Here is a 20,999-nt window from a genome sequence, read left to right as displayed (position 1 = left end):
CACTATGAAACTCCTCGCCGCAGGCTACCTTCTCGCGACCCCTCTTCTGCTTCTGGGGGCACTGGCCGTGCCCGCTCCTGGACAGAGTCAAAGCAGTACGCAAGTATTTGAATCCAAAGTGCGCCCGGTGCTCATTGCGCGCTGCGTTGCCTGCCACGGACCCAAGCAGCAGCTCGGCAACCTACGGCTGGATCAAGCGATCTCAGCGGCGCAGGCAAAACAACTCATCGCCACGATTGCCTACACGGGAAGCATCAAGATGCCACCATCGGGGAAGCTACCCGCTGAGGAGCGCACCGCACTCACGGGCTGGGCCGCCGCCGGTGCGCCCTGGCCAAGCGCAGCAAAGTCGCCGACAAAGCCCAAAGGGGCATTCTGGGCGTTTGTGCCACCAAAAGTGGCGCCGACTCTTCCCCTAGTGAAAGCTCGCTGGTGGGCACAGAACCCGCTCGATACTCTTGTGCTGGCAAAGCTAGAGTCCCAGGGGCTCAAGCCTGCACCGCCTGCCGATAGGCGCACGCTGATCCGTCGTGCGACCTTTGACCTCACGGGCCTGCCACCGACACCAAAAGAAATAGACGCGTTTCTGGCCGACACGCAGCCCGGCGCGTTTGCCCGCGTGGTGGACAGATTGCTGGCATCACCCACCTACGGCGAGCGCTGGGGGCGACACTGGCTCGATGTCGCGCGCTACGCCGACTCCAACGGCGTGGACGAAAACCTTGTCTATGCCAACGCCTGGCGCTACCGTGACTATGTGATCAATGCGATCAATGCGGACAAGCCCATCAATCGCTTCTTTCAGGAACAGCTCGCAGGCGACTTAATGCCCGGCGCAGGCGATGAGGGCATTATCGCCACGGGCTATCTCGCCCTTGGCCCTAAGATGCTCGCCGAGGACGATCCCGTAAAGCAGGAGCTCGATATTATTGACGAGCAAGTGGACACGCTCAGCAAGACATTTATCGGCCTGACCGTCGGCTGCGCACGCTGCCATGACCATAAGTTCGACCCGATCCCCGCCCGTGACTACTACGCGCTCGCCGGGATCTTCAAGTCCACGAAGACCATGCTTAATTTTAAGAACATGGCCGACTGGAATGAGCGCCCGCTCGCTCCCAAAGAGGACCAGGAAAAGCTTGCCGCGATCGAGGCGCAGATCAAGACCCGGCGCGACGATGCCAAGAAAAAGCGCGATGCCGCCGAGAAGGTTCTTTTAGATCAAGTGCGCCCACAGACCGCCGCCTACGAGAAAGCTGCTCGCCAGCTACTGGCTACGCAGAAAGCAACGGTGACCCTGAGCGCCGCGATCTCCACACCCAACGGGGCTACGCCTGCCGGAGCACTTTTGCGCGAGGCCGAGGATTTCACCCGTGGTAATGTCAATAAAGACAAGGGCGGCTTTGGCAAAGAGATCGGCGTTCTGGTAAATGCCGAGAAGTACCCCAACTACACCGAGTACGAGATTTCCGTGTCCACTGCCGGGCCGTACCAGCTCGATCTGCGCTACGCCTCGGGCGACCCGAGGCCCGTGCGGATCTATGTGAATGGCACTCTGGTAGCCTCTAACGCCGCCGGAAAAGTCACGGGTGGGTTCTATCCCCAGCACCAGCAGTGGTTTGCGGAGGGAATTTTCCCGCTAAAAGCCGGGGCCAATACGCTCAAGCTAGAGCGTGACAGCTACTTCCCGCACCTTGATAAGCTGCTACTGATCGCCCGACCCGATGCACCGCTCACGCAGAGCCTGGAGGCGGTCGCGGCGGAGACGGGGCTGATTCCCGAGCTAGTTGCCGGGCTTGCGGATCGCCTCAAAAATGGCTTGGAAGCGCGGCTTGAGCTTCCCGACAAGCCAGATCGCCTGTTCTCCGCGCCCGTTCAAGCCGAACTGAAGCATCTCGATGATGAGCGTACGGCGCTGGAAAAGTCTAAGCCCGACCTGCCGCGTGCGATGTCCGTGAGCGAGGGGACACCGACGAATCTCAAAGTCCATCTGCGTGGTAATTATTTGACGCTGGGCGAGGAGTGCTTCCGTCGCTTCCCCACCGCCATCTCGGGGGAGAACCAGCCCGCACTGCCGATGACGAGTAGCGGGCGACTGGAGCTGGCGCAGTGGCTCACGGATGCGAAAAATCCGCTCACGGCGCGTGTCTTTGTGAATCGTGTCTGGCGCTGGCGCTTCGGGCGTGGCCTGGTCGGCTCGGTGGATAACTTCGGAGCGCTGGGGGACTTACCAACCCACCCGGAGCTGCTGGACTGGCTCGCGGTCAGCTTTGTGAACGACGATGGCTGGAGCCTCAAAAAACTCCATAGGCGGCTGATGCTCACCAATACGTACTTGATGAGCGGGAAGTTTGATGCGAAAGCCGCCGCGCTCGACCCGGACAATCACCTGCTCTGGCGCTTTCCCCGGCACCGGCTGGAGGCGGAGGAGATCCGCGATAGCATTCTGGCCGTCGCGGGGACGCTCGACAAGACCATGGGGGGGACACTCTTAACCTTCAAGCCCCGGCAGTATGTCACCAGTACCGCCAACGCAGACCCCGTGAAGTACGACAGCCGCCGCCGCGCCGTCTATCTGCCCGTAGTTCGCAGCGCTCTGTACGATGTCTACACCGCCTTTGACTTTGGCGACCCGACCGTGATGAACGGCGATCGGCCCAGCACCACGGTTGCGCCGCAAGCGCTGTTTATGCTCAATAGCTCTGTTGTGCTCAGTGCCACCAGAGCCCAGTCGGAGGCGCTACTGAAACAGACCGACCTCGACGACGCCGAGCGGGTGCGCCTGCTCTACACCACTTGTTACGGACGCCCGGCCACAACCGCCGAGCTTCTCCGCGCCTTCGACTTTCTTACCCGTTTCGAGACAGCCTATGCCAAAGCGCCCAACCCGCGCCTGAGCGCCTGGCAGAGCCTGTGCAAATCTCTTATCGCCGCCAATGAGTTTCTCTATGTGGACTAATCACGAATTTTCTCGCCGTGCGCTTCTCAAGAGCAGCGCGATTGGTTTTGGCAATCTCGCACTGCTGAGCCTGCTGGATCAAGAAGCAAAGGCTGATACCAGCCGCAACCCGCTCCTGCCTAAAGCGCCGCCGTTTCCCGCGAAGGCCAAGCGCGTCATCTTTGTGTTCCTGCACGGCGGGCCGAGCCAAGTGGACACATTTGATCCAAAGCCATTGCTCACCCGCGACTCGGGCAAGCCGTTTCCGGGCACGATCCCGCGCATCGTCTCCAGCCCCACAGGGAATCTCCTGAAGAGCCCCTGGGAGTTCAAGCGCTATGGTCAGAGTGGTATCGAGGTGAGTAATCTCTTTCCGCACCTTGGCGGCTGCGTGGACGACCTGTGTTTTATTCACTCCATGCACGCGTCGAACTCGCGCCATGGTGGGGCACTTCTGGAGATGCACACCGGCAGCGACACGTTCGTACGCCCGAGCATGGGCTCCTGGATCACCTACGGCCTCGGCACGGAGAATCAAAATCTACCGGGCTTTCTCACCATCTGCCCAACCCTCACGCACGGTGGTGTCGGCAACTGGAGCTCGGCGTTCCTGCCCGCCTGGACACAAGGCACCCCGATTGGCAATGCGAGCATTGATGCGGGCCAGGCCAAGATTCCCTTTATCCAGAACACCGAGACGCCTAGCGAGGCGCAGACGCTAGAGCTAGAATTGCTCGGGCAGCTCGGGCGGGAGCACCTGGCGCACTCCGGCCCCGACCCCGCAATGGAAGGGCGGATCAACTCCTTTGAGCTGGCCTTTAAGATGCAGCTCGCCGCGCCGGAGCTGCAAGAGATCGCGGGAGAGTCGGAAGCCACTAAGAAACTCTACGGTCTCGATGATCCCAAGACGCGCAACTTCGGGCACCAGTGCCTACTGGCGCGGCGCTTCTCCGAAAAAGGCGTGCGATTTGTGCAGGTGACGCACTCCTACAAGTGGGATCAGCACGGCGATCTAAGAAAAGACCACACGAGCAACGCCGCTGAGGTGGACAAGCCGATTGCGGGCTTGATAAAGGATCTGAAGTCGCGCGGGCTACTCAAAGACACGCTGGTGGTAATCGGGGGGGAGTTCGGGCGCACCCCCGTTGCCCAGGGCGACGATGGCCGCGACCACAACCCGCACGGTTTCACGATGGTGCTAGCAGGCGGCGGCGTGAAAACGGGCTTCCGCTACGGCGAGACCGACGACTACGGCTTCTACGCCGTAAAAGACAAGTGCCATGTCCACGATCTACACGCCACGATCTTGCACCTGCTGGGCATGGATCACACCAAGCTGACCTACTTCTACGGGGGCCGTAACTACCGCCTCACCGATGTAGCGGGGAGTGTCGCCAAGGGGATTATCGCCTAGCGCCTCCTCATTAGCTTTGGCGTTTTATACGAGCGCGACAGCTTCGGCGCTCTCTCCCGCTAGGCAAGCCGCTCGGATACCGGCGGTCCAGTCGTCGTCACGGTTGGTAACCAGGATGCCGCGTACACCCGAGCGCCACGCAGCCTCGATATGCCGGGGATCGTCATCGAGAAGCAGCTCCTGGCCCACACACGGCGGCCAGACAGCCTGGGGCTCCTTCCCAAAATGCGTCAACCCCAGTGCCTTCAAGTCTTTCTCAAAGCGCTTTCGCTGGCGAAGCTGGTGCTTGTGTGCCACTTTCAGCGCCCTCTCCTGCGTAACAATGTTTTGGATGGGGAGCCTGAGAAGCCAACACCAGAGCCGCAGTTTAGACACGCGCAGCGGGTGCTCGGTGTAGAGCGTGAGCGTGTGCCCTGCCTGTGCCAGATCTTGGAGAAGCAATCGAGCATCTCGACGAAGGGAGAACAAGAACAAGAGCCTAGCAAGGCCTTGGGTACGCTCTGCGGGAAACTCACCGTACTCAGGAACTAGGGTGCCTTCGAGATCAATCGCAATCTTCATGAATGAGTCGTTACTCTTTTACTTTATAGGTTGGAACACTATACCCTCTCCGCCTTGATTCCCAGCTCCGCCAGCGAGGCGAAAGCATTACCATTGAGCTCCGAGAGCGCTCGTAGCAAGATATATCGGCCCTTAGTCATCGGCGGGCAGGAGACTTCCTGCGCCGCTTTGGTCTTCTTCAGAGTCGCCTTCACCACGGGAGGGCCGAAGCGCTCCGGCGAGTCGCTGACACACAGCTCAAGGTCTTTAATGGCCCCGTTCCAGCTCGCGTCCTGGCGCACCAGACAGACAAAGCTCTGGATGGTGATCTCGCGGCCCAGATCAATCACCAGCTCATGGGGTGGCGGAACCGTGCCACCGGTGAACAGGGTGTGCCAGAGCGTACTCGGGTCGTTGTCAAAGGCATTGCGTCCAAACTTCTGATTATCCACATTCTCGCTACTCACCCGCACCAGCTTCCAGTCTTTACTAGAGATCAGCCCTGGCACGGGCCAGTTCGTGTTCTTTTCGACGGGTTTATTGCCAAACTTGGCGGCACGGTCTCGCGCGTGCAGATCCGTTCGGCTGTAGGTGCCAACGCGTGCGGGCGTATGCGCTTGCGCCGCAACCGCACGGAGCCGGGCGAGAATCTCAGGTTTATCCTCGGCGCAGTTGTGCGCCTCGCTCACATCGCTCGCCAAGTCGTAGAGCTCCCACGGAGTGCTCTTGCCGGGCTGTATCGCCTTCCAGTCGCCCTGCCGTACCGCCGTCTTTCCCGCAATCTCCCAGTAGAGAAACTCGTGTGGCTTTTGTGGCTTTCCGTATAGCTCCGGCAGAAAACTGACACCATCGGTGTCTTTGGGAGCGGTCGCACCGGCGAGCGCGGCGAGCGTGGGCAACACATCGGGAAAGTACCAGAGGTGCTCACTGGTGCGGCCCCGCGCGAGCTTGCCGGGCCACCAAGCCAACGCGGGAATCCGCAGGCCGCCCTCGTAGAGCTGGCCCTTAATGCCGCGAAACTCCACTCCCGTTTTGGGGTTTTTATTCGCGCTGTGCACCCCGCGCGGCGCGTCTTTGGTAACAAAATAATCGTTGCCACCATTATCGCCGCTGAACAAGAAGAGCGTGTTTTTATCGAGCTTCAGCTCTTTGAGGAGCGCCATCAGCTCCCCGACATTACGGTCTATCATCGTCACCATAAATCCTCCCCTGGCTTGGAGAGCACCTGGCAGAGCAGTGCCATGTTGTCAACACGATGGTAAGCCAGCACGGAAATCGTGCGGCTATGGGGCCTTTGGCCGCCTCCTCGTGCCTCGTCGGTATTTGGGTGCGTGCCGTTGGTCTGGTCGCGAAGCGCGGCGGCTTGTCCGCCCCATAGCCCGACGATCTCCGTCGCGGCTAAAATGTCCGGCCAAAACGGGCGATAAAATATCGCAAGTACCATGATCAAAACCAACCGCCTACTCCTGCGCCGCTGGCTTCCAAGCGATGCCGTGCCCTTTGCCGCCCTCAACGCCGACCCGCGCGTGATGGAGTTCTTCCCCAGCACCCTCACCCCTGCCGAGAGCGACGCCATGGTGGGCCGTATCGAGGCGCACTTCGATGAGAAAGGCTTCGGTCTCTGGGCGGTAGAAGTCCCCGAAGTCGCGGCATTTATCGGCTTCATCGGCCTCTCCACCCCGCGCTTTACAGCGCACTTTACCCCCTGTATCGAGATCGGCTGGCGGCTCGCGTATGAGCACTGGGGCCACGGCTACGCCACCGAGGGCGCAAAAGCCGCCCTCATCTTTGCCTTCAACACTCTCAAGCTCCCCGAAGTCGTCGCCATGACCGCCGTTGACAACCAGCGCTCGCGCAACGTCATAGAAAAGCTCGGCATGACCCACTCCGAAAGCGACGACTTCGATCACCCGCTTCTGCCCGTCGGCCATCCCCTCACGCGCCACGTGCTTTACCGCATTGTCCCCCCGCTGGGCGGGGGTTAGGGGGCAAAAATGACCACGACGCAGACTGCCGCTAGCTACGACCAGATTGCCTCGCACTGGGCCGAGGAGTCGTTTAATCACGAGAATGGCATTGCGCAACACAAGCGGGCCTTGCGCTTTGCGCCGGCATCGGGGCGGGCGCTGGATGTCGGCTGTGGGAGCAGTGGACGGATTATCGCGCTCTTGCAGAAACGCGGCTACGACACGGAGGGGCTGGATTTTTCGGTGGAGATGCTAGCGCTGGCAAGGCAAAAGCACCCCAACACGGTCTTTCACCACGCCGACATCTGCACCTGGCAGTTTCCCCACGCCTACGACTTTATCTCCGCCTGGGACAGCATCTGGCACGTCCCACTGGAGCACCACGCGGCGGTTCTGGAAAAACTCTGTGCCGCGCTCGCCCCCGGCGGAGTTCTGATCTTCACCAGCGGCGGCGTGGACGTGCCCGACGAAGTCGCCAATCCATGTCATGGGCAGCCGCTGTATCATGCCGCGCTCGGAATCCCCGAACTGCTGCGCCTAATAGACCGCTTCGGTTGCACCTGCCGCCATCTCGAATACGACCAGCACCCCGAGCTGCATCTTTACCTGATCGTCCAGAAATCGTGAGGGCGGCCTAACCGACGCCTTGGGCGCGTTGGAGCGACTTGCCCTCCGTAGCGAGGCTTGGGGCGACGAACATCTCGACGTGCTGCATCTCTTTGATATTGTGCGCCCCCAGCGAGCCCATGGAGAGCTTGAGCGCCCCCACCAGGTTCATCGTGCCATCGTCTTTGTGCGCAGGGCCGTGCAAAATATCTTTCAGCGTCCCGGAGACTCCTACCTTGATGCGCGTGCCGCGCGGCAGGTCGGGACTCATGGCGGCCATGCCCCAGGAATAGCCCGGTGCAGGCGCTTCCGCAGCGGCAGCGATGGTGGACCCTAGCATCACGGCATCGGCACCCGCAGCAATCGCCTTGGCGATATCCCCGCCGTTACGGATGCCTCCATCGGTGATGATCGGGACGTAGCGGCCCGTTTGTGCGAAGTAGTCGTCGCGGGCGGCGGCGCAGTCCGCCGTCGCGGTGATCTGCGGCACGCCGATTCCCAGGACTTTTCGGCTCGTGCAGATATGGCCCGGCCCAACGCCAACTAAGACCGCAGCGGCTCCGGCTTCCATCAGCTCCAGCGTGGCCTGGTAGCCCACCGTGTTACCAACAATCACCGGAATGGGGCAGCTCTTGCAGAACTCCGCGACCGGGAACTCCGGCACGACGGAGGACTCAAAGCTCACGCTGCCCACGGTACTCTGAATAAAGAAAAAGTCAGCACCCGCAGGGATCGCGGCCTCGGCGGCTTTCTGCGCGGAGTGCGGCGCGGCAGCCACAGCGGCGATTCCCCCGGCAGCCTTGATCTCCGAAATCCGCTTGGTGATCAGGTCTGCCCGCACGGGTGCGGCGTTGTAGAGGCTCTGGATATAGGCAATGACGCCCTCACCCTCATGGTCGGCGATGCTCTGAAGAATTTCCTCGGCGTTGTCGTAGCGTGTCTGGATACCATCGAGGTTGAGCACTGCGAGGCCGCCCTGTTTGCTGAACTCGGCGGCCAGGCGCGGGTTCACTGCTCCGTCGAGCGCGGATGCCAGGATAGGAATCTCGATCCGTCGGCCCGCCAGCTCCCAGGAAACGTCCACGTCCCGCGCATCAATCACCAGCGGCCCCGGAGCCAGTGCCACCTCGTCAAACCCGTATGCCCGTCGCGCTTTCCGACGCCCGCCCAGAACTATCTCCAAAACAATCGCCTCCCCAATAATTAGGACTATCCTATCACACCATCCAGGGAGAGGAGAGCCTCTAAAAGTTCAGATCAAAACTCCCTTCGTTTCGCAGGAGATGCTCGTAGGTTGCCTCTGCTCCCTTGCTATCACGCACCACCACCTTCACTTTAGTCGTTGCCTCTTGTGTTCCCGAGCAACCATCGTGGTTGTAAACCCGCGAACGCGTTCCGTCGGCACCGGCTCCAGAGTCGCGCCCACAGGATGTCGCCGGGCCAGACCAGCTCCAGGTGTAGGTTAGTGTGTCGCCCTCCGGGTCTTCTGCCTCCGTCTTGAAGGCATTGGAGTGGAGATCAGGCAGGAAGGTATTGGTGAAGCGCAGGAGGCGAGGGGCGCGGTTGGGCTGCGGAGTGGGAGTCGGGGCCGGGGTTGGAGTGGGCTGGGGCACGCAACGCACGGTGACATCCACAACCCGCACCTGCCCTGCCGTAACACACATAAACGATGTCTTTAGCTCCGTAACTCCCTCAGGCAGTGCTACAGGCGCGATGTAGAAAAACTCACGGTCGCGCAGGTGGTTCACCCGAGGCGTCGCACTGTCGTAGTGGCGAATGAGCTGGGAGCCCGGCCCGTAGTCCTCGTCTCCCTTCACCTGCCCGACAAAATTGCTCAGTGTCAGCACAATAGACTCATTGCTACAGGTGCCATTGGTCACCGTGAGCCGCGCTTGCTGACCGCACTGCACGACAATTTCCGTGGCGCTAACGGCAAAGTCATCGTCTTTTAGATCCTGGCAGTTACGTGATTTGTGGTTGTCGTAGCAGCTAATATAGGAACCAAAAAGAGCGGGAATGATCTCCGCACCCTCGTTGGCACAGCAGCCCGCCAGCACCCACTGAAAACACGTACTGCCAATAAAGTTCCTGTAGCGCTTCCAGCCGTTGTTGTAGCGCCTTCCATCCCCCAGAGCTCCGTTTTGATCCTCGCAGCAGGGCGACTTAGTTCCTGGCGGACAGGTGGTAGTGCCATTGTCTTCATCGCGCGAGTGGAGGTGCCGCCCTCCGGGAACCGTGTCGTCGGGACTATTCATCCCCAAGGGTCCGTGGTAGTTGATCGGGACTACTATGGTCACCCCCGCAACAAGCTGCGCGATAGGGAAAGTGTGCAAGGGCGTGGGGTTGCTGGGGGAGCTGATCACTGATGCTTCCGTGACACCTGCCGGAATCTCCGGCAGGTCAATCTCCCCATTTGCGGGGACAGGATAGAGCCGCTCACCGACACGCAGGAGGGTGTGGAACCGAGTCTGAGGGAAGCGCAGGGTTCGGGTTGGGTTCTCAAACTGAATCCCCCGTTTGAGCATATCCTGGCGATCTCCCGCAGGAATCTCGTTCCAAACTGCTTCTGGGAGAGTCCATACCACCTCAGAGACAAGCTTCACCCTACTGGAGCCGCCGCCACCACAGCCAAGCGCAACGAGAAACAGCAGCACCAAACCCACCAGAGAACGCGGCCGCACCATTACAGCCAGCACTGATTTTACCGAAGACATTGCTTTACACCTCCGACGTTTAGTTGGTTGGATTATAACTGTATTTACAAAAATAAGGAGGACAAGCCTCCTTATTTTGCTTTTTATCTTGCTTTTTTCGTTCCTCCTGCTCTATTTGTCGTCGAGTGCCTCGACGCCGGGGAGCTTCTTGCCCTCTAAAAACTCCAGGCTCGCGCCGCCGCCGGTGGAGATATGGCTCATCTGGTCGGCAAAGCCCAGGAGTTCCACCGCCGCTGCGGAGTCGCCGCCGCCCACGATGGTCGTGGCACCGTTTGCCGTTGCCGCTGCCATTGCCTCGGCGACGGCCTTTGTGCCCGCCGCGAAGTTGGGGAACTCAAAGACTCCCATCGGGCCGTTCCAGACGACGGTCTTGGCGCTCGCGATAATTACCGCAAATTTCACTGCCGACTCCGGGCCAATGTCCAGGCCCTCTTGATCGGCGGGGATCGCCTCGACACTCACGGTCGTGCGCTCGGCATCGTTGGAGAACTCCGAGACCACCACGCAGTCGGTGGGGAGCGCGATTTTTGCGTTGCCAAGGAGTGTATTGCAGAACTCCAGCGAGTCGGCGTCCAGAAGCGACTTCCCGATCTCGAAGCCCGCCGCCTTCACAAACGTGTAGCCCATGCCGCCGCCGATAATCAGCGTGTCTACCTGGGGAAGCAGGTTCTCGATCACCGGAATCTTATCCGCGACTTTCTTACCGCCCAGAATCGCCACAAAAGGCCGCGCGGGATTGATGACGGCGCCGCCCAGATAGTCCAGCTCTTTTTGCATGAGAAGGCCACTGACACACGGCTTGCCCTGCGCCTTGCAGACCGTCGCGACCCCCTCCGTGGAAGCATGCGCCCGGTGCGCCGCTCCAAAAGCGTCGTTGACATAGACATCGGCGAGCGCGGCGAGTTTCTGGCTCAGTGCGGGATCATTGGCTTCCTCAGCATCGGTGAAGCGCGTGTTCTCCAGCAGCGCAATCTGCCCGGCGACAGGCGACACCGTGCCAATGCCCAGAGGATCGCTCTCCGATGCCGTCGCCAAATTCACTGTGATTCTCGTGAGCTGTGCCAGCCGCTCCGCCACGGGCTTTAAACTATATTTTCCACTAATCTTGCCCTTGGGCCGCCCCAGGTGGCTCATCACGGTCAGCGCCGCGCCCGCGTCTAAAAGTGCCTTGAGGGTCGGGAGCGCCGCCTCGATCCGTCGGTCATCGGTAATGGCCCCGGAGTCGTCCTGAGGCACATTGAAGTCCACACGAACCAACACCCGCTTGCCCGCCACATCCACATCCGCAATTGTCTTCTTCTTCATAGCGCCCCTATTGTATCGTCAGCCCTGGTTTCGTGGCCGCCAGAATCTCGCGAATATTCTTCCGGTCGTCTGCCGTCAGATGGGCAAACTCGGGTGTGGTGTCCTTGCCAGAGAGAACCTCACCCAGCCGCCGTGCGACATAGTCTCGTGCCTCTTTGGGGAGCGCATCGAACGAGGGCGAGTAGATGGTCCAGCTCAGTGGGTAGCGGGCGAGGCGGGTTTTCAGGTCCAGATCGCGCAGAGAGCGTCCGTTGCTGTCCAGAGGGCCTTGCAGCGGGAACTGCCGTGCAAACGGGGTCGTGCCGGTGACTTTAGCTTTGAGCGGCGCTTCGCCGGAGTAGAACAGGCCCTTCACCAGCGGCTCGCAGGCGGAGTGGATTCGGCGGGTCGTGCTCTCGCGGCGACCGGTCTCTTTGAGCGCGGCATTGAGCTGTTCTTCGTCACTCAGGGAGTCTCGTACCAGATAGCTGGCGCGAGTCATCAGATTTTGCAGGTGCCCCTGGTGCTCGGCAACCAGCAGGGCGACAATGTCAGAGTTTGGCGTGAGGTACGCCGTTGTGTCGAACTTGGCGTGCAGATCGGTGATATTGGCCCCCGCCTCGGTATCCAGCCGCGCCTCCCCGTCACCGCCCCGTGCGATCTCATTGCCCAGGTGCCGCTGCTTGCCGTGTGTCCCCGTAACATACCAACCGCCCCAGCGCTCCTCAAACGGGCTCTCATCCGTGGTAACTTTCGAGCCCGCCGATAGATCCGGGCGACCATCGGCGCGGACATACAGCGAGCGCATCACGTGCCCAGGCACTCCCTGGGTCAGCGGCGACTGGTGGCACTGAAGGCACTCGTAGGTCTGACGGGTGAATTTGAGCTGGTTTGGGTTCTGTGCCAGCGTGTAGAAAACCGCGCCGTAGACCGGATCCTGCGCCATCAGCTCCAGCACACGCCCGCCCTGCACAAATCCCACCCAGCAGCTCTCGTTGAAGTACAGCGCACGGGGTGTCTGCGGCGCGATAAGATCAAACTGCAGGCTGGTCTTGGAGAAAACAAGCATCTGGGACGTGCTGAGAATATTCAGCTCCCGCAACAGCGACTTAAGATAGCCCCCCTGCGGCTCGTAGCGCAGCTTGACATCGCCGCTCGCCAGCCGCTTTTGCAGCCGCGCAATGGGATCGTCCATCGTGGCTGTGAGATACTCCGTCGCCACATCTAGGCTTTTGGGAGCACTTGCGAGCGCCGCCGTGGCAACACTCAGCAGAGCTGCAATAAAAAGACGCATTTGTCCTATTTTACCGTATCGCCCCCGTTCGCTATCGCCCCCATGAACCGGGGCGACCTATCAGGGCGGTACAATCTTCCTATGAAACGCATTTTGATTCTCAGTCTCGCCGCCGCGTGTCTCCCTGCGGCGCTGGCACAGAAGCCTAAGGCCAAAACCAAGCCTCAGCCGAAGCCGACACCGAAAGTCAAGCCCGCTGCCGGGGTTCCTCTGACCGGGATCTACGAGGGCGCGATCACGCTCCCCAACACCCTCAAACTTCGTATGGCCTTTCACTTCGATGGCAAGGGCGCGGGCACCTGGGACAGTCCGGATCAGAGTGCACGGGGCCTCAAGCTCGCAAGTGCGCTGGCAACGGGGGCAAACGTGACGGTGACCTCGGCGACCCCACCGTGGCGCTTCACGGGCAAGCGATCCACCGACGGAACGAGCCTCACGGGGGCTTTTGAGCAAGGGGGAGCCTCGTTGGAGATGAGCCTGAAGAAAGTGGCGCAGGTCAGTACACTCCGCCGCCCACAAACTCCCAAAGCGCCGTTTCCCTACAAAACCACCGAGGTCAGCTTCCCCAACCCCACCGAAGTGGGAGTGACTCTCGCGGGGACACTCAATATTCCCACGGGCAACGGGCCGTTCCCTTGCGCGGTCTTTATCACGGGCTCCGGGCAACAAGACCGCGACGAGACCCTCTTTCAGCACAAGCCCTTCGCCGTGATCGCGGATGATCTGGCGCGGCAAGGGATCGCGAGCCTGCGCTGCGATGATCGCATGGTGGGCAAGTCCACGGGCGACATCACCAAGGCGACCAGTGCCAGCTTCGCCACGGATATCGAGGCCACAGTTGCCTTTCTCAAGACCCGCCCCGAAGTGAACGCCAAAAAAATCGGGCTGATCGGCCATAGCGAGGGCGGCTTGATTGCCCCAATGGTCGCGGCTAAGGCAGAAAACGGAATCGCCTTTATCGTGATGCTCGCCGGTCCGGGTGTCCCCGGTGACCAGGTTCTCATCGAGCAGGGTGCCGCCGTGATCAAAGCAGCAGGCATGGGAGAAGCCGTCGCTGCCCAGGCACGTGCCAATCAGGCGAAGCTTTTACCCATTGCCAAGACCGAACCCAACCCACAAAAAGCCCTCGATGCAATGGCAAAAGCCCTAGGCCTCGCCGACTCTAAAGCGCTTCCTGCCTCAGCGGTTGCCCAGCTCCAGCAGCTCACCAATCCCTGGATGCGTTATTTTCTCCGCTACGACCCCGCTCCCAATATTGCCAGAGTGACCTGTCCGGTGCTGGCACTCAATGGCGAAAAGGACACCCAGGTGCTCGTCACGCAAAACCTTCCCGTGATCGAGAAGCTGCTCAAAGACGCGGGCAATAAAGAGGTCACGGCCATCTCGCTTCCCGGTCTGAACCATCTTTTCCAGCACGCCAAAACCGGCGGCCCAAGCGAGTATGGTCAACTTGAAGAGACCTTTTCGCCCGAAGCTCTCAAGTTAATCAGCGAGTGGATCGTCGCGCGGACAAAGTAGTCTTTTTATGCACGAGAGAGACGAAATTCAGATTATTCTTCTCAATGGGGCATCGAGCTCGGGCAAGAGCACGCTGGCAAAGGCGCTCCAGTCGCGACTGGAGACGCCCTATGTCTATCTCGCGGAGGACGACTTCTGGTCAAAGCTCCCGGAGAGGGACTATCCCTTCGAGGTGCGCTACCGGCTCTACTACGGCTTTTTGAGCTGCATCGCCGCCCTGGCAGAGCGTGGGAATTTTCTTATCGTGGATACCGTCGCTGATGACAATGACGCGCTTTTAGAGTGCGCCCGGCTCCTGCGCCCCTACCGCGTCCTGTTTGTCGGAGTCCACTGCGCCCTCGATGTTCTGGAAGAGCGCGAAAAGGCACGCGGCGACCGCACGCCCGGCACCGCCAAGCGCCAGTTTGAGCGCGTCCACACCCACGCCCCCTACGACATTGAAGTGGACACGTCGCAGACAGATCTTACAGACTGCGTGGAGGCCATTCTCGCCGCACTCGTGAGACTGGACGCTCGTGGTATCCTAAAACCCAACTATGAACCGTCTTGATGCACGTTTTGCGGAGCTGAAATCACGCGGCGAGGGCGCTCTCGTCGCTTTTGTTACGGCGGGCGACCCGTACCCGGGGGGCACTGCCGAGGTGGTCTGCGCACTGGCGGAGGCCGGAGCCGATGTGATCGAGATCGGTGTCCCGTTCTCGGATCCCCTTGCCGATGGGCCGACCATCCAGGCCGCAAGCTTTCGGGCACTGCAAGGCGGAATGACACCGCCCAAGGTGCTGGATGCCGTCCACGAGGCGCGGGCGCGGGGCGTTACGGTGCCAATTGTCTTGATGGGAGCCTACAACCCGGTTCTCCAGTACGGCCTGGAGAAATTCGCTCAAGACGCCGTGGCCGCTGGAGCCGATGGCGCGATTATCACCGATGTCATCCCCGAGGAAGCCGACACCTGGAAGCCGATTGCCGATGCGGCGGGGCTGGCGACAATTTTCCTGCTCGCCCCGACATCTACCCCGGAGCGCATGGCAGCCGTTGGAAAGCTCGCAGCGGGGTTTGTGTACTGCGTCTCCATGACGGGCATCACGGGCACTAAGGAAGTGGTTCCGAGCGAGCTTCCGGGTCTGGTGGCCGCCATTCGGGAGCACGCGGCAAGCACACCCGTCTGTGTGGGCTTTGGCATCAAGACCCCTGAACAAGTAGCCGCGATCTGCGCCTTCGCCGATGGTGCTGTGGTGGGCAGCTCGCTTGTCCAGCTTCTGGATACGAACCGCGACAACCCCGACGCGCTGACACTCGTCAAAGACTATATTGCCGCGCTTAAAGCCGCCACGCGATAAACTAACTCCGTGAGTTTCCCGCTTCCCACCTACCAGGGCCAGACCCCCGACCCGCACGCCGCCACCAAAGACGCCGTCACGGTTTGGAAAACGGGCAAGATCCCCCTCGTTGAGATCTTCTACTCCCTCCAGGGCGAGGGCGGGCGGGTCGGGCAAGCGACCGTGTTTGTACGGCTGGCGGGCTGCTCGCTGGCCTGCTCGTTCTGCGACACGGATTTTCGGGTGAAGCGTGCACTGAGCATCGAGGAGATTATCACCGAAGTAGCAAGCTTCGGCTGCCAGTGGGTCTGCCTCACCGGCGGCGAGCCGACCCTCTTCGATCTTCAGCCCCTCTGCGACGCGCTGCACGCGGCGGGATTTTTCTTACAAGTCGAGACCAACGGCATGCACCCGCGCCCCGAGTGGCGGTTGGATCATGTCACTGTCTCGCCCAAAGAGACCGAGGGCGGCCACATCAAGCCCTGGTATTTTTCGCACGCCACCGAGTTCAAGTATGTTGTGGACGACGACGCTGATATTCTCCGCGCTAAGAACTCACTCTTTCCCGGCATAATCTACCTCCAGCCCAACGCCCTCAATCCCGCCGCGACCCCGCTCTGCATCGCCGCCGTGCAGGCGCACCCGCAGCGCTTCCGGCTGAGCCTACAGACACATAAATTGCTGGAGATTCCTTAATGGCCTGCCCCCTAACCCCCGCCCGGCGGGGGGAAAAAGCAGAATTTTCCTTATATTCCCCCCGCGCGGCGGGGGTTAGGGGGTGGGAAGATGCGTAAGTTCACGGTGAGCCCGACCAAGCTGCGCACGTTTTACCAGTGCCCGGCCAAGTACAAGCTGGAGTACATCGAGAAGCTCGGGCGGTTTTACCGTAAGCCACGCGCGGGTTTCTCGTTTGGGGCATCGCTGCACAACGTGCTGGAGCAGTTCCATGCGCAAGGCGGCGCAGAGAGCGTGACTGTCGAGACGCTCACCGAGACTCTGGCGGCCAAGTGGCAGACGCAGGGCTATAAAGACGCACAGCAGGAGCAGGCCTACAAAGCCGAGGCGGTGAAGATCTTAGAGGCGTATCACCAACGCGCCGTGGAAATGCCCGTCACCGAGATTCCCACGCTGCTCTACGCCGAAAAAACACTCAATGCCCCGCTCTCACCGGAGATCGTGCTCTCCGGGCGCGTGGACCGTGTGGACGAACACCACGATGGTGCCCTGGAGATCGTGGACTACAAGAGTGGCCGGGACGTGGTCGAGCCGGAGCATGTCGCTAGGGCGCTGGCCATGAGTATCTACCAGGCACTCCTCAAGCACCATCACCAAGATCGCCGGGTCTTCGCCACGATTATCGCCCTGCGCACCGGCTCGCAAGCCTCGCACGAGCAGACCGAGGACGAGCGCGAGTGGCTCCTCGCGGATTGCTTGGAGACGGCGGAAACTCTCAAAAACAAAGACTGGGACTCCGTGCTACCCGTGCTCAATGACCACTGCCCCGACTGCGACTATCGTCCCCACTGCGAGCGCTACTGGCGGCAACACGGGTAAAATACGCGTATGGCAAAGAAAGTTGCGGTGATCGGCTATGGGGCGGCGTTCAACATGGGCCGTCACCACCTACGTGAGATGGAGCGGGCGGGGATGATCCCGACCGCCGTGTGCGACCTGGACAAAGAGCGGCTCAAGGCGGCGCGACAGGATTTCCCCGGTATCAAGACCTACACCCGGGCGGCGGCGCTGCTCAGCAAGACCGATGTGGATTTAGTGACGGTGATTACGCCCCATGCGACCCACACCCCGCTCGCGCTCCAGTGCCTCAAGGCGGGGCGCGCCGTGGTGATCGAGAAACCCATGACCGTGACCACGGCGCAGTGCGACCGGCTGATCGCGGAGTCCGAGAAGCAGGGCGTTCTCCTCTCGACCTACCACAACCGGCACTGGGATGGGCATATTCTCAAAGCCCTCGAAATTATTCACAGCGGCGAGATTGGGGAGGTTTACAAGATCGAGGCGCACATCGGCGGCTGGGGCAAACCAGGCGAGTGGTGGCGCACGCAGCGCAGCATCTCCGGCGGCATTCTCTACGACTGGGGCGTGCATCTGTTAGAATACGCCCTTCAGATTCTTCAGCCCTCGGCACTTATTGAAGTGAGCGGCTACGCCAAGACTGGCTTTTGGCAGGATCAGCTTCCCTACGGCGAGGATGTCAATGAGGACGAAGCGCAGCTCGTGGCGCGTTTCGAGGGTGGCCGCTGGCTCTCGCTCAATGTCTCGCACCTGGATAGTCACCCGAAAAATGAGCGAGGTGTTTTGGAGATCACTGGAACGACGGGCACCTACATCATGCACTTCGATCGGTTTATCATCCGCAAGCACGAAGGCAGTGAGCTAGTGATCCGCGAGGGGAAAAATGTCCCCAGCGAGGGCCAGAAGTTCTACAACAATATCGCGGCGACACTGGAGGGCACTGCGGAGCTGATTATCACCCCACAGTGGGCACGGCGCCCGGTGCATATCCTCGATCTGGCCGTGCAGAGCGCCCAAAAAGGCCGTGCCGTCTCGGCGAAGTACGCGTAGACGCCCACTCAAGTGGACAGCGGAAACGTCACGGAAACAGTGAGCGGCTATCTCTACACAGGTAAGAACGGGCTGGTCAGCAACCATAACGATGCCACGCATGCCTGGATCGAGTAGCCGCCCAATAAAATTGGGCGTCTGCAATGGCACTGCGTGCCATTGCAGACGCCGGTTTCAACCGGCGGTCAATCGGTGAATCGCCCAGAGCGCATGCTCCCGCACAAGCTCAGAGGGGTCTGTGGTGGCAACCTGCTCTAGCGGAGCGATGGCTTCTTGTCCTCCGACATTTCCCAGCGCCACACAGACATTGCGCCGCAGGCCTATTCGCCCTGTACGTAGAATCGGGCTTCCCGCAAAGCGTGCCTCAAAGGCCTCATCCGTGGCGAGTAGTGCTAGTATTTCTACTAAATCCACCCGCCCATCGCCACCATAGAGCTTAGCCTCACTAGCCGTCTGCGCTTTGTCGTTCCAGGGGCAGGCGGCAAGACAATCATCGCAGCCGAAGATATGATCGCCCATGAGGGGGCGCAGCTCCTCTGGGATGCTGCCATGAAGCTCAATGGTGAGATACGAAATGCAGCGCCGGGCATCGAGCGTCATTGGGGCCACAATGGCTCCGGTTGGGCAGGCGGAGAGGCAGCGCGTACACGTGCCGCAGTGATGGCTCTCAAAGGGGGGGTCGGGCTCCAGCTTCAGTGACGTGAGCAGTGCGCCCAGAAAGAAGAAATTCCCCAGCTTCAGCGAGATGAGGTTCGTGTGTTTCCCCTGCCACCCCAGCCCCGCTCGCACCGCCAGCTCCCGCTCACGGATCGGCCCCGAGTCCGTGTAGCCCCGGCTGACCGTCCCCGGAAACTCGTCGGCCAGCCAGTCGCGCAGGGTATTGAGCTTGTCCCACATCACTTGGTGGTAGTCCTCGCCTCGCGCGTAGCGGGCAATAAGACCTTGCCCCCCCATCCCCCGCCCAGCGGGGGCTAGGGGGTAGGCTTCCCGGAAATCATAGCTCTGCGCGACAACAATCACGCTTCGGGCTTTTCCGAGGAGTTTTTGGGAGTTGAGCGGGCCGCCGCGTAGGCGCTTGCGGGTTTTGAGGTAGCTCATCTCGCCGTGGTAGCCCGCCTCCAGCCACGCATCCACAAAGGCGGTATGACCAGGCGCCGCGGGCGATGTAAACCCAACCTCATCGAAGAGCGTCAGCGCGTACTCACGGACGGTTTGTTTCAATAAACTCCGCCCAGACCCCGTCGGGCTCCCAGATGTCGTGCAGATCGTCTAGCGCGGCGGTTTCGTCGTAGCCGTTGCGCAAGCGCCAAAGGTAGAGAAACGCGGAGGCGCGCATGTTGGCGGCGCAGTGCACAAAGAGCTTTTTATCTTTACGCTCGTTCATGGCGGTGCAGAAGTCATCGAAGTTCTCGCGCGTGGGTGCGAGCCAGATCACAGGGATGCGCACAAACTCCATGCCCAGTGTCGCCACCCGGTCAGGCTCCTCAGGAAACCAGGCATCGGACTCGTCGGGGAGCAGGTTGATCACACACACAAAGCCCGCATCGGCGATCCAATCAAGCTGCTCAGGGCGCACCACCCCAGAAGTGCCAAGGTTATCATCGAGCCAGAGAAAATTACGAATTCGGTGGAGCACACCCTATTCTACCCGGTGTTTTGCCGCTGGGAGAGGCGCTCGAAGGCTTTGGGGGCGAGCTGGTTGCGCCCAAATGACTTGGCTTGGTAGAGCGCAGTATCTGCCTCGGAGAGAAGCTGATCGCCGGACTTGCCATCACCGGGGCGAAGCGTGGAGGCACCGATAGAGAGAGTGAGAACGTCTAGCTCACTAGCCTCGTGGGGAATGGCGGCGCTTTCCAGGGTCTGACGGATCGTCTCCAGCGTGTCGGTGGCAGGCGGGGGGAGGCTCTCGATGATGAGGCAGAACTCCTCGCCGCCAAAGCGAAACGCTTGTCCGACACCTTCCACGCCATTTCGGAGAACCTCAGCGACGCGCCAGAGCGCCAGATCCCCCTCCAGGTGGCCGTAGCGGTCGTTGTAGCGCTTGAAGTAGTCAATATCGCAGAGTGCCAGGGTGACCCCCATGCCGGTATTTTCCACTTGCTCGCGCAGAACCGCCAGGCGCTCATTGAGGCGCAGGCGATTGGAAAGCCCCGTGAGCGCATCGGTGCGCGATGCCTCAAAAAGCCGTCGGTGGAGGGTTGTGACACGCTCGGCAGCGATTAGGCGAGCTTGGAGATGGCGAATGTCTAGTGGCTTGACTAAGTAGTCATCGGCACCCGCCTCCATCCCACGCAAAAAACAATCGGGGCCGTCGTGGGCGGTGAGCAAGATGATGTAGGGGTAGGGCGAGGCGTCACTACGCGTCTCACGCAATCGGCGGCAGAGTGCCAGGCCATCGGTGCCGGGCATCTTCCAGTCTGTGATGATCACATCCGCTCCAAGGCGCTGGTAGCTACAGGTCGCTTCATCCGCACTAGCAGCCGTGCGAACACGATGGCCAAGCTGAGCAAGCTGCCCCGCTAAGACTTTACGTGCCGACGTGTCATCGTCAACGATTAGGATCTGCATGGGTATTTTGGGTATTTAAAGATACGTGATATTGTGCACAATAGTATTTCTACAAAAATACTCTCGTACGAGCCTCAAAGTCTCTTTGTGGTAGTAGAGCCGCAGCTCGCAGCCCCCCGTGAGGGCATCCACTCCCAGCGCAAGGTGCGGGATTTTCAGCTCCGCCAGCATCGCTTCCGCGAGCCGTCGGGGACGCTCTTCATTCTCGTAGGAAAAAAAGACCACGAGTTCCTTGATTTCTTGAGTGTCTTCCATGG

General features: G+C 60.6%; 21 protein-coding genes. 10 read left to right on the top strand and 11 right to left on the bottom strand.

The features are described 5' to 3' along the window. The first annotated feature begins 4 nt into the window (after positions 1-4). Both ACH2ED_RS03795 and ACH2ED_RS03790 read left to right on the top strand, forming a co-directional pair. Positions 5-2,959, top strand: coding sequence for a DUF1553 domain-containing protein (locus ACH2ED_RS03795; protein ID WP_395088881.1), 2,955 nt, complete (start codon positions 5-7; stop codon positions 2,957-2,959). Next, positions 2,949-4,352: a DUF1501 domain-containing protein gene (locus ACH2ED_RS03790; RefSeq protein ID WP_395088880.1), complete on the top strand. Its 1,404-nt coding sequence runs from the start codon at positions 2,949-2,951 to the stop codon at positions 4,350-4,352. Before ACH2ED_RS03795 ends, ACH2ED_RS03790 begins: the two co-directional genes overlap by 11 nt. Positions 4,353-4,376: 24 nt before the next feature. Here ACH2ED_RS03790 and ACH2ED_RS03785 read toward each other — a convergent pair whose 3' ends face one another. The 3 genes from ACH2ED_RS03785 to ACH2ED_RS03775 are packed head-to-tail and all read right to left on the bottom strand — an operon-like array spanning position 4,377 to position 6,336. After that, a complete protein-coding gene (locus ACH2ED_RS03785) occupies positions 4,377-4,913 on the bottom strand; it encodes a hypothetical protein (RefSeq protein ID WP_395088879.1) in 537 nt (178 codons plus the stop codon). Between the two features lie 38 nt (positions 4,914-4,951). Continuing rightward, positions 4,952-6,082, bottom strand: coding sequence for a discoidin domain-containing protein (locus tag ACH2ED_RS03780; RefSeq protein WP_395088878.1), 1,131 nt, complete (start codon positions 6,080-6,082; stop codon positions 4,952-4,954). A gap of 2 nt (positions 6,083-6,084) precedes the next feature. Further along, positions 6,085-6,336, bottom strand: a complete 252-nt coding sequence (locus tag ACH2ED_RS03775; RefSeq protein WP_395088877.1) for a hypothetical protein — start codon at positions 6,334-6,336, stop codon at positions 6,085-6,087. Here ACH2ED_RS03775 and ACH2ED_RS03770 point away from each other — a divergent pair. Further along, positions 6,335-6,877, top strand: a complete 543-nt coding sequence (locus ACH2ED_RS03770; RefSeq protein ID WP_395088876.1) for a GNAT family N-acetyltransferase — start codon at positions 6,335-6,337, stop codon at positions 6,875-6,877. The genes ACH2ED_RS03775 and ACH2ED_RS03770 overlap by 2 nt on opposite strands. Before the next feature lie 9 nt (positions 6,878-6,886). Further along, positions 6,887-7,486: a class I SAM-dependent methyltransferase gene (locus ACH2ED_RS03765; protein ID WP_395088875.1), complete on the top strand. Its 600-nt coding sequence runs from the start codon at positions 6,887-6,889 to the stop codon at positions 7,484-7,486. Between the two features lie 7 nt (positions 7,487-7,493). Here the strand turns inward: ACH2ED_RS03765 and ACH2ED_RS03760 are convergent, their stop codons facing one another. From ACH2ED_RS03760 to ACH2ED_RS03745, 4 genes are all read right to left on the bottom strand, one after another. After that, positions 7,494-8,648: a GuaB3 family IMP dehydrogenase-related protein gene (locus ACH2ED_RS03760; protein WP_395088874.1), complete on the bottom strand. Its 1,155-nt coding sequence runs from the start codon at positions 8,646-8,648 to the stop codon at positions 7,494-7,496. A 61-nt stretch (positions 8,649-8,709) separates the two neighbouring features. Beyond that, positions 8,710-10,149, bottom strand: coding sequence for a hypothetical protein (locus ACH2ED_RS03755; protein ID WP_395088873.1), 1,440 nt, complete (start codon positions 10,147-10,149; stop codon positions 8,710-8,712). 141 nt (positions 10,150-10,290) lie between these two features. Continuing rightward, entirely contained in the window at positions 10,291-11,484 is a 1,194-nt protein-coding gene (locus ACH2ED_RS03750) for a phosphoglycerate kinase (RefSeq protein WP_395088872.1), read from the bottom strand. A 7-nt stretch (positions 11,485-11,491) separates the two neighbouring features. Next, positions 11,492-12,757: a hypothetical protein gene (locus ACH2ED_RS03745; RefSeq protein ID WP_395088871.1), complete on the bottom strand. Its 1,266-nt coding sequence runs from the start codon at positions 12,755-12,757 to the stop codon at positions 11,492-11,494. Between the two features lie 81 nt (positions 12,758-12,838). On the opposite strand from ACH2ED_RS03745, the gene ACH2ED_RS03740 reads away from it, so the two are divergent. The 6 genes from ACH2ED_RS03740 to ACH2ED_RS03715 all read left to right on the top strand — a co-directional run bounded on the left by ACH2ED_RS03740 (position 12,839) and on the right by ACH2ED_RS03715 (position 18,174). After that, positions 12,839-14,275: an alpha/beta hydrolase family protein gene (locus ACH2ED_RS03740; protein ID WP_395088870.1), complete on the top strand. Its 1,437-nt coding sequence runs from the start codon at positions 12,839-12,841 to the stop codon at positions 14,273-14,275. Between the two features lie 7 nt (positions 14,276-14,282). Then, on the top strand, positions 14,283-14,825 hold the full coding sequence (locus tag ACH2ED_RS03735) for a chloramphenicol phosphotransferase CPT family protein (protein WP_395088869.1): 543 nt from the start codon (positions 14,283-14,285) through the stop codon (positions 14,823-14,825). Then, positions 14,812-15,612, top strand: coding sequence for a tryptophan synthase subunit alpha (trpA, locus tag ACH2ED_RS03730; RefSeq protein WP_395088868.1), 801 nt, complete (start codon positions 14,812-14,814; stop codon positions 15,610-15,612). Before ACH2ED_RS03735 ends, trpA begins: the two co-directional genes overlap by 14 nt. A gap of 9 nt (positions 15,613-15,621) precedes the next feature. After that, positions 15,622-16,287: a 7-carboxy-7-deazaguanine synthase QueE gene (locus ACH2ED_RS03725; RefSeq protein ID WP_395088867.1), complete on the top strand. Its 666-nt coding sequence runs from the start codon at positions 15,622-15,624 to the stop codon at positions 16,285-16,287. 90 nt (positions 16,288-16,377) lie between these two features. Then, positions 16,378-17,145, top strand: a complete 768-nt coding sequence (locus tag ACH2ED_RS03720) for a RecB family exonuclease (protein WP_395088866.1) — start codon at positions 16,378-16,380, stop codon at positions 17,143-17,145. Between the two features lie 9 nt (positions 17,146-17,154). Continuing rightward, complete coding sequence (locus ACH2ED_RS03715; RefSeq protein WP_395088865.1) at positions 17,155-18,174, top strand: Gfo/Idh/MocA family protein; 1,020 nt, start codon at positions 17,155-17,157, stop codon at positions 18,172-18,174. A gap of 174 nt (positions 18,175-18,348) precedes the next feature. Here the strand turns inward: ACH2ED_RS03715 and queG are convergent, their stop codons facing one another. Genes queG through ACH2ED_RS03695 form a run of 4 tightly spaced genes read right to left on the bottom strand, consistent with a single transcriptional unit; the run spans position 18,349 to position 20,997 of the window. Beyond that, complete coding sequence (gene queG, locus ACH2ED_RS03710; protein WP_395088864.1) at positions 18,349-19,395, bottom strand: tRNA epoxyqueuosine(34) reductase QueG; 1,047 nt, start codon at positions 19,393-19,395, stop codon at positions 18,349-18,351. Further along, a complete protein-coding gene (locus ACH2ED_RS03705; RefSeq protein WP_395088863.1) occupies positions 19,376-19,810 on the bottom strand; it encodes a protein tyrosine phosphatase family protein in 435 nt (144 codons plus the stop codon). Before ACH2ED_RS03705 ends, queG begins: the two co-directional genes overlap by 20 nt. 8 nt (positions 19,811-19,818) lie before the next feature. After that, positions 19,819-20,742 (bottom strand): diguanylate cyclase domain-containing protein, encoded by a 924-nt coding sequence (locus tag ACH2ED_RS03700; RefSeq protein WP_395088862.1) that lies wholly within the window; start codon positions 20,740-20,742, stop codon positions 19,819-19,821. A gap of 15 nt (positions 20,743-20,757) precedes the next feature. Further along, positions 20,758-20,997: a hypothetical protein gene (locus ACH2ED_RS03695; RefSeq protein ID WP_395088861.1), complete on the bottom strand. Its 240-nt coding sequence runs from the start codon at positions 20,995-20,997 to the stop codon at positions 20,758-20,760. Between the last annotated feature and the right edge of the window lie 2 nt (positions 20,998-20,999).

It is taken from the genome of Armatimonas sp. (assembly GCF_043757465.1).
Lineage (GTDB): Bacteria > Armatimonadota > Armatimonadia > Armatimonadales > Armatimonadaceae > Armatimonas.
Note: the sequence above shows the minus strand (reverse complement) of the source record. Positions and strands in the feature narration are given on the sequence as shown.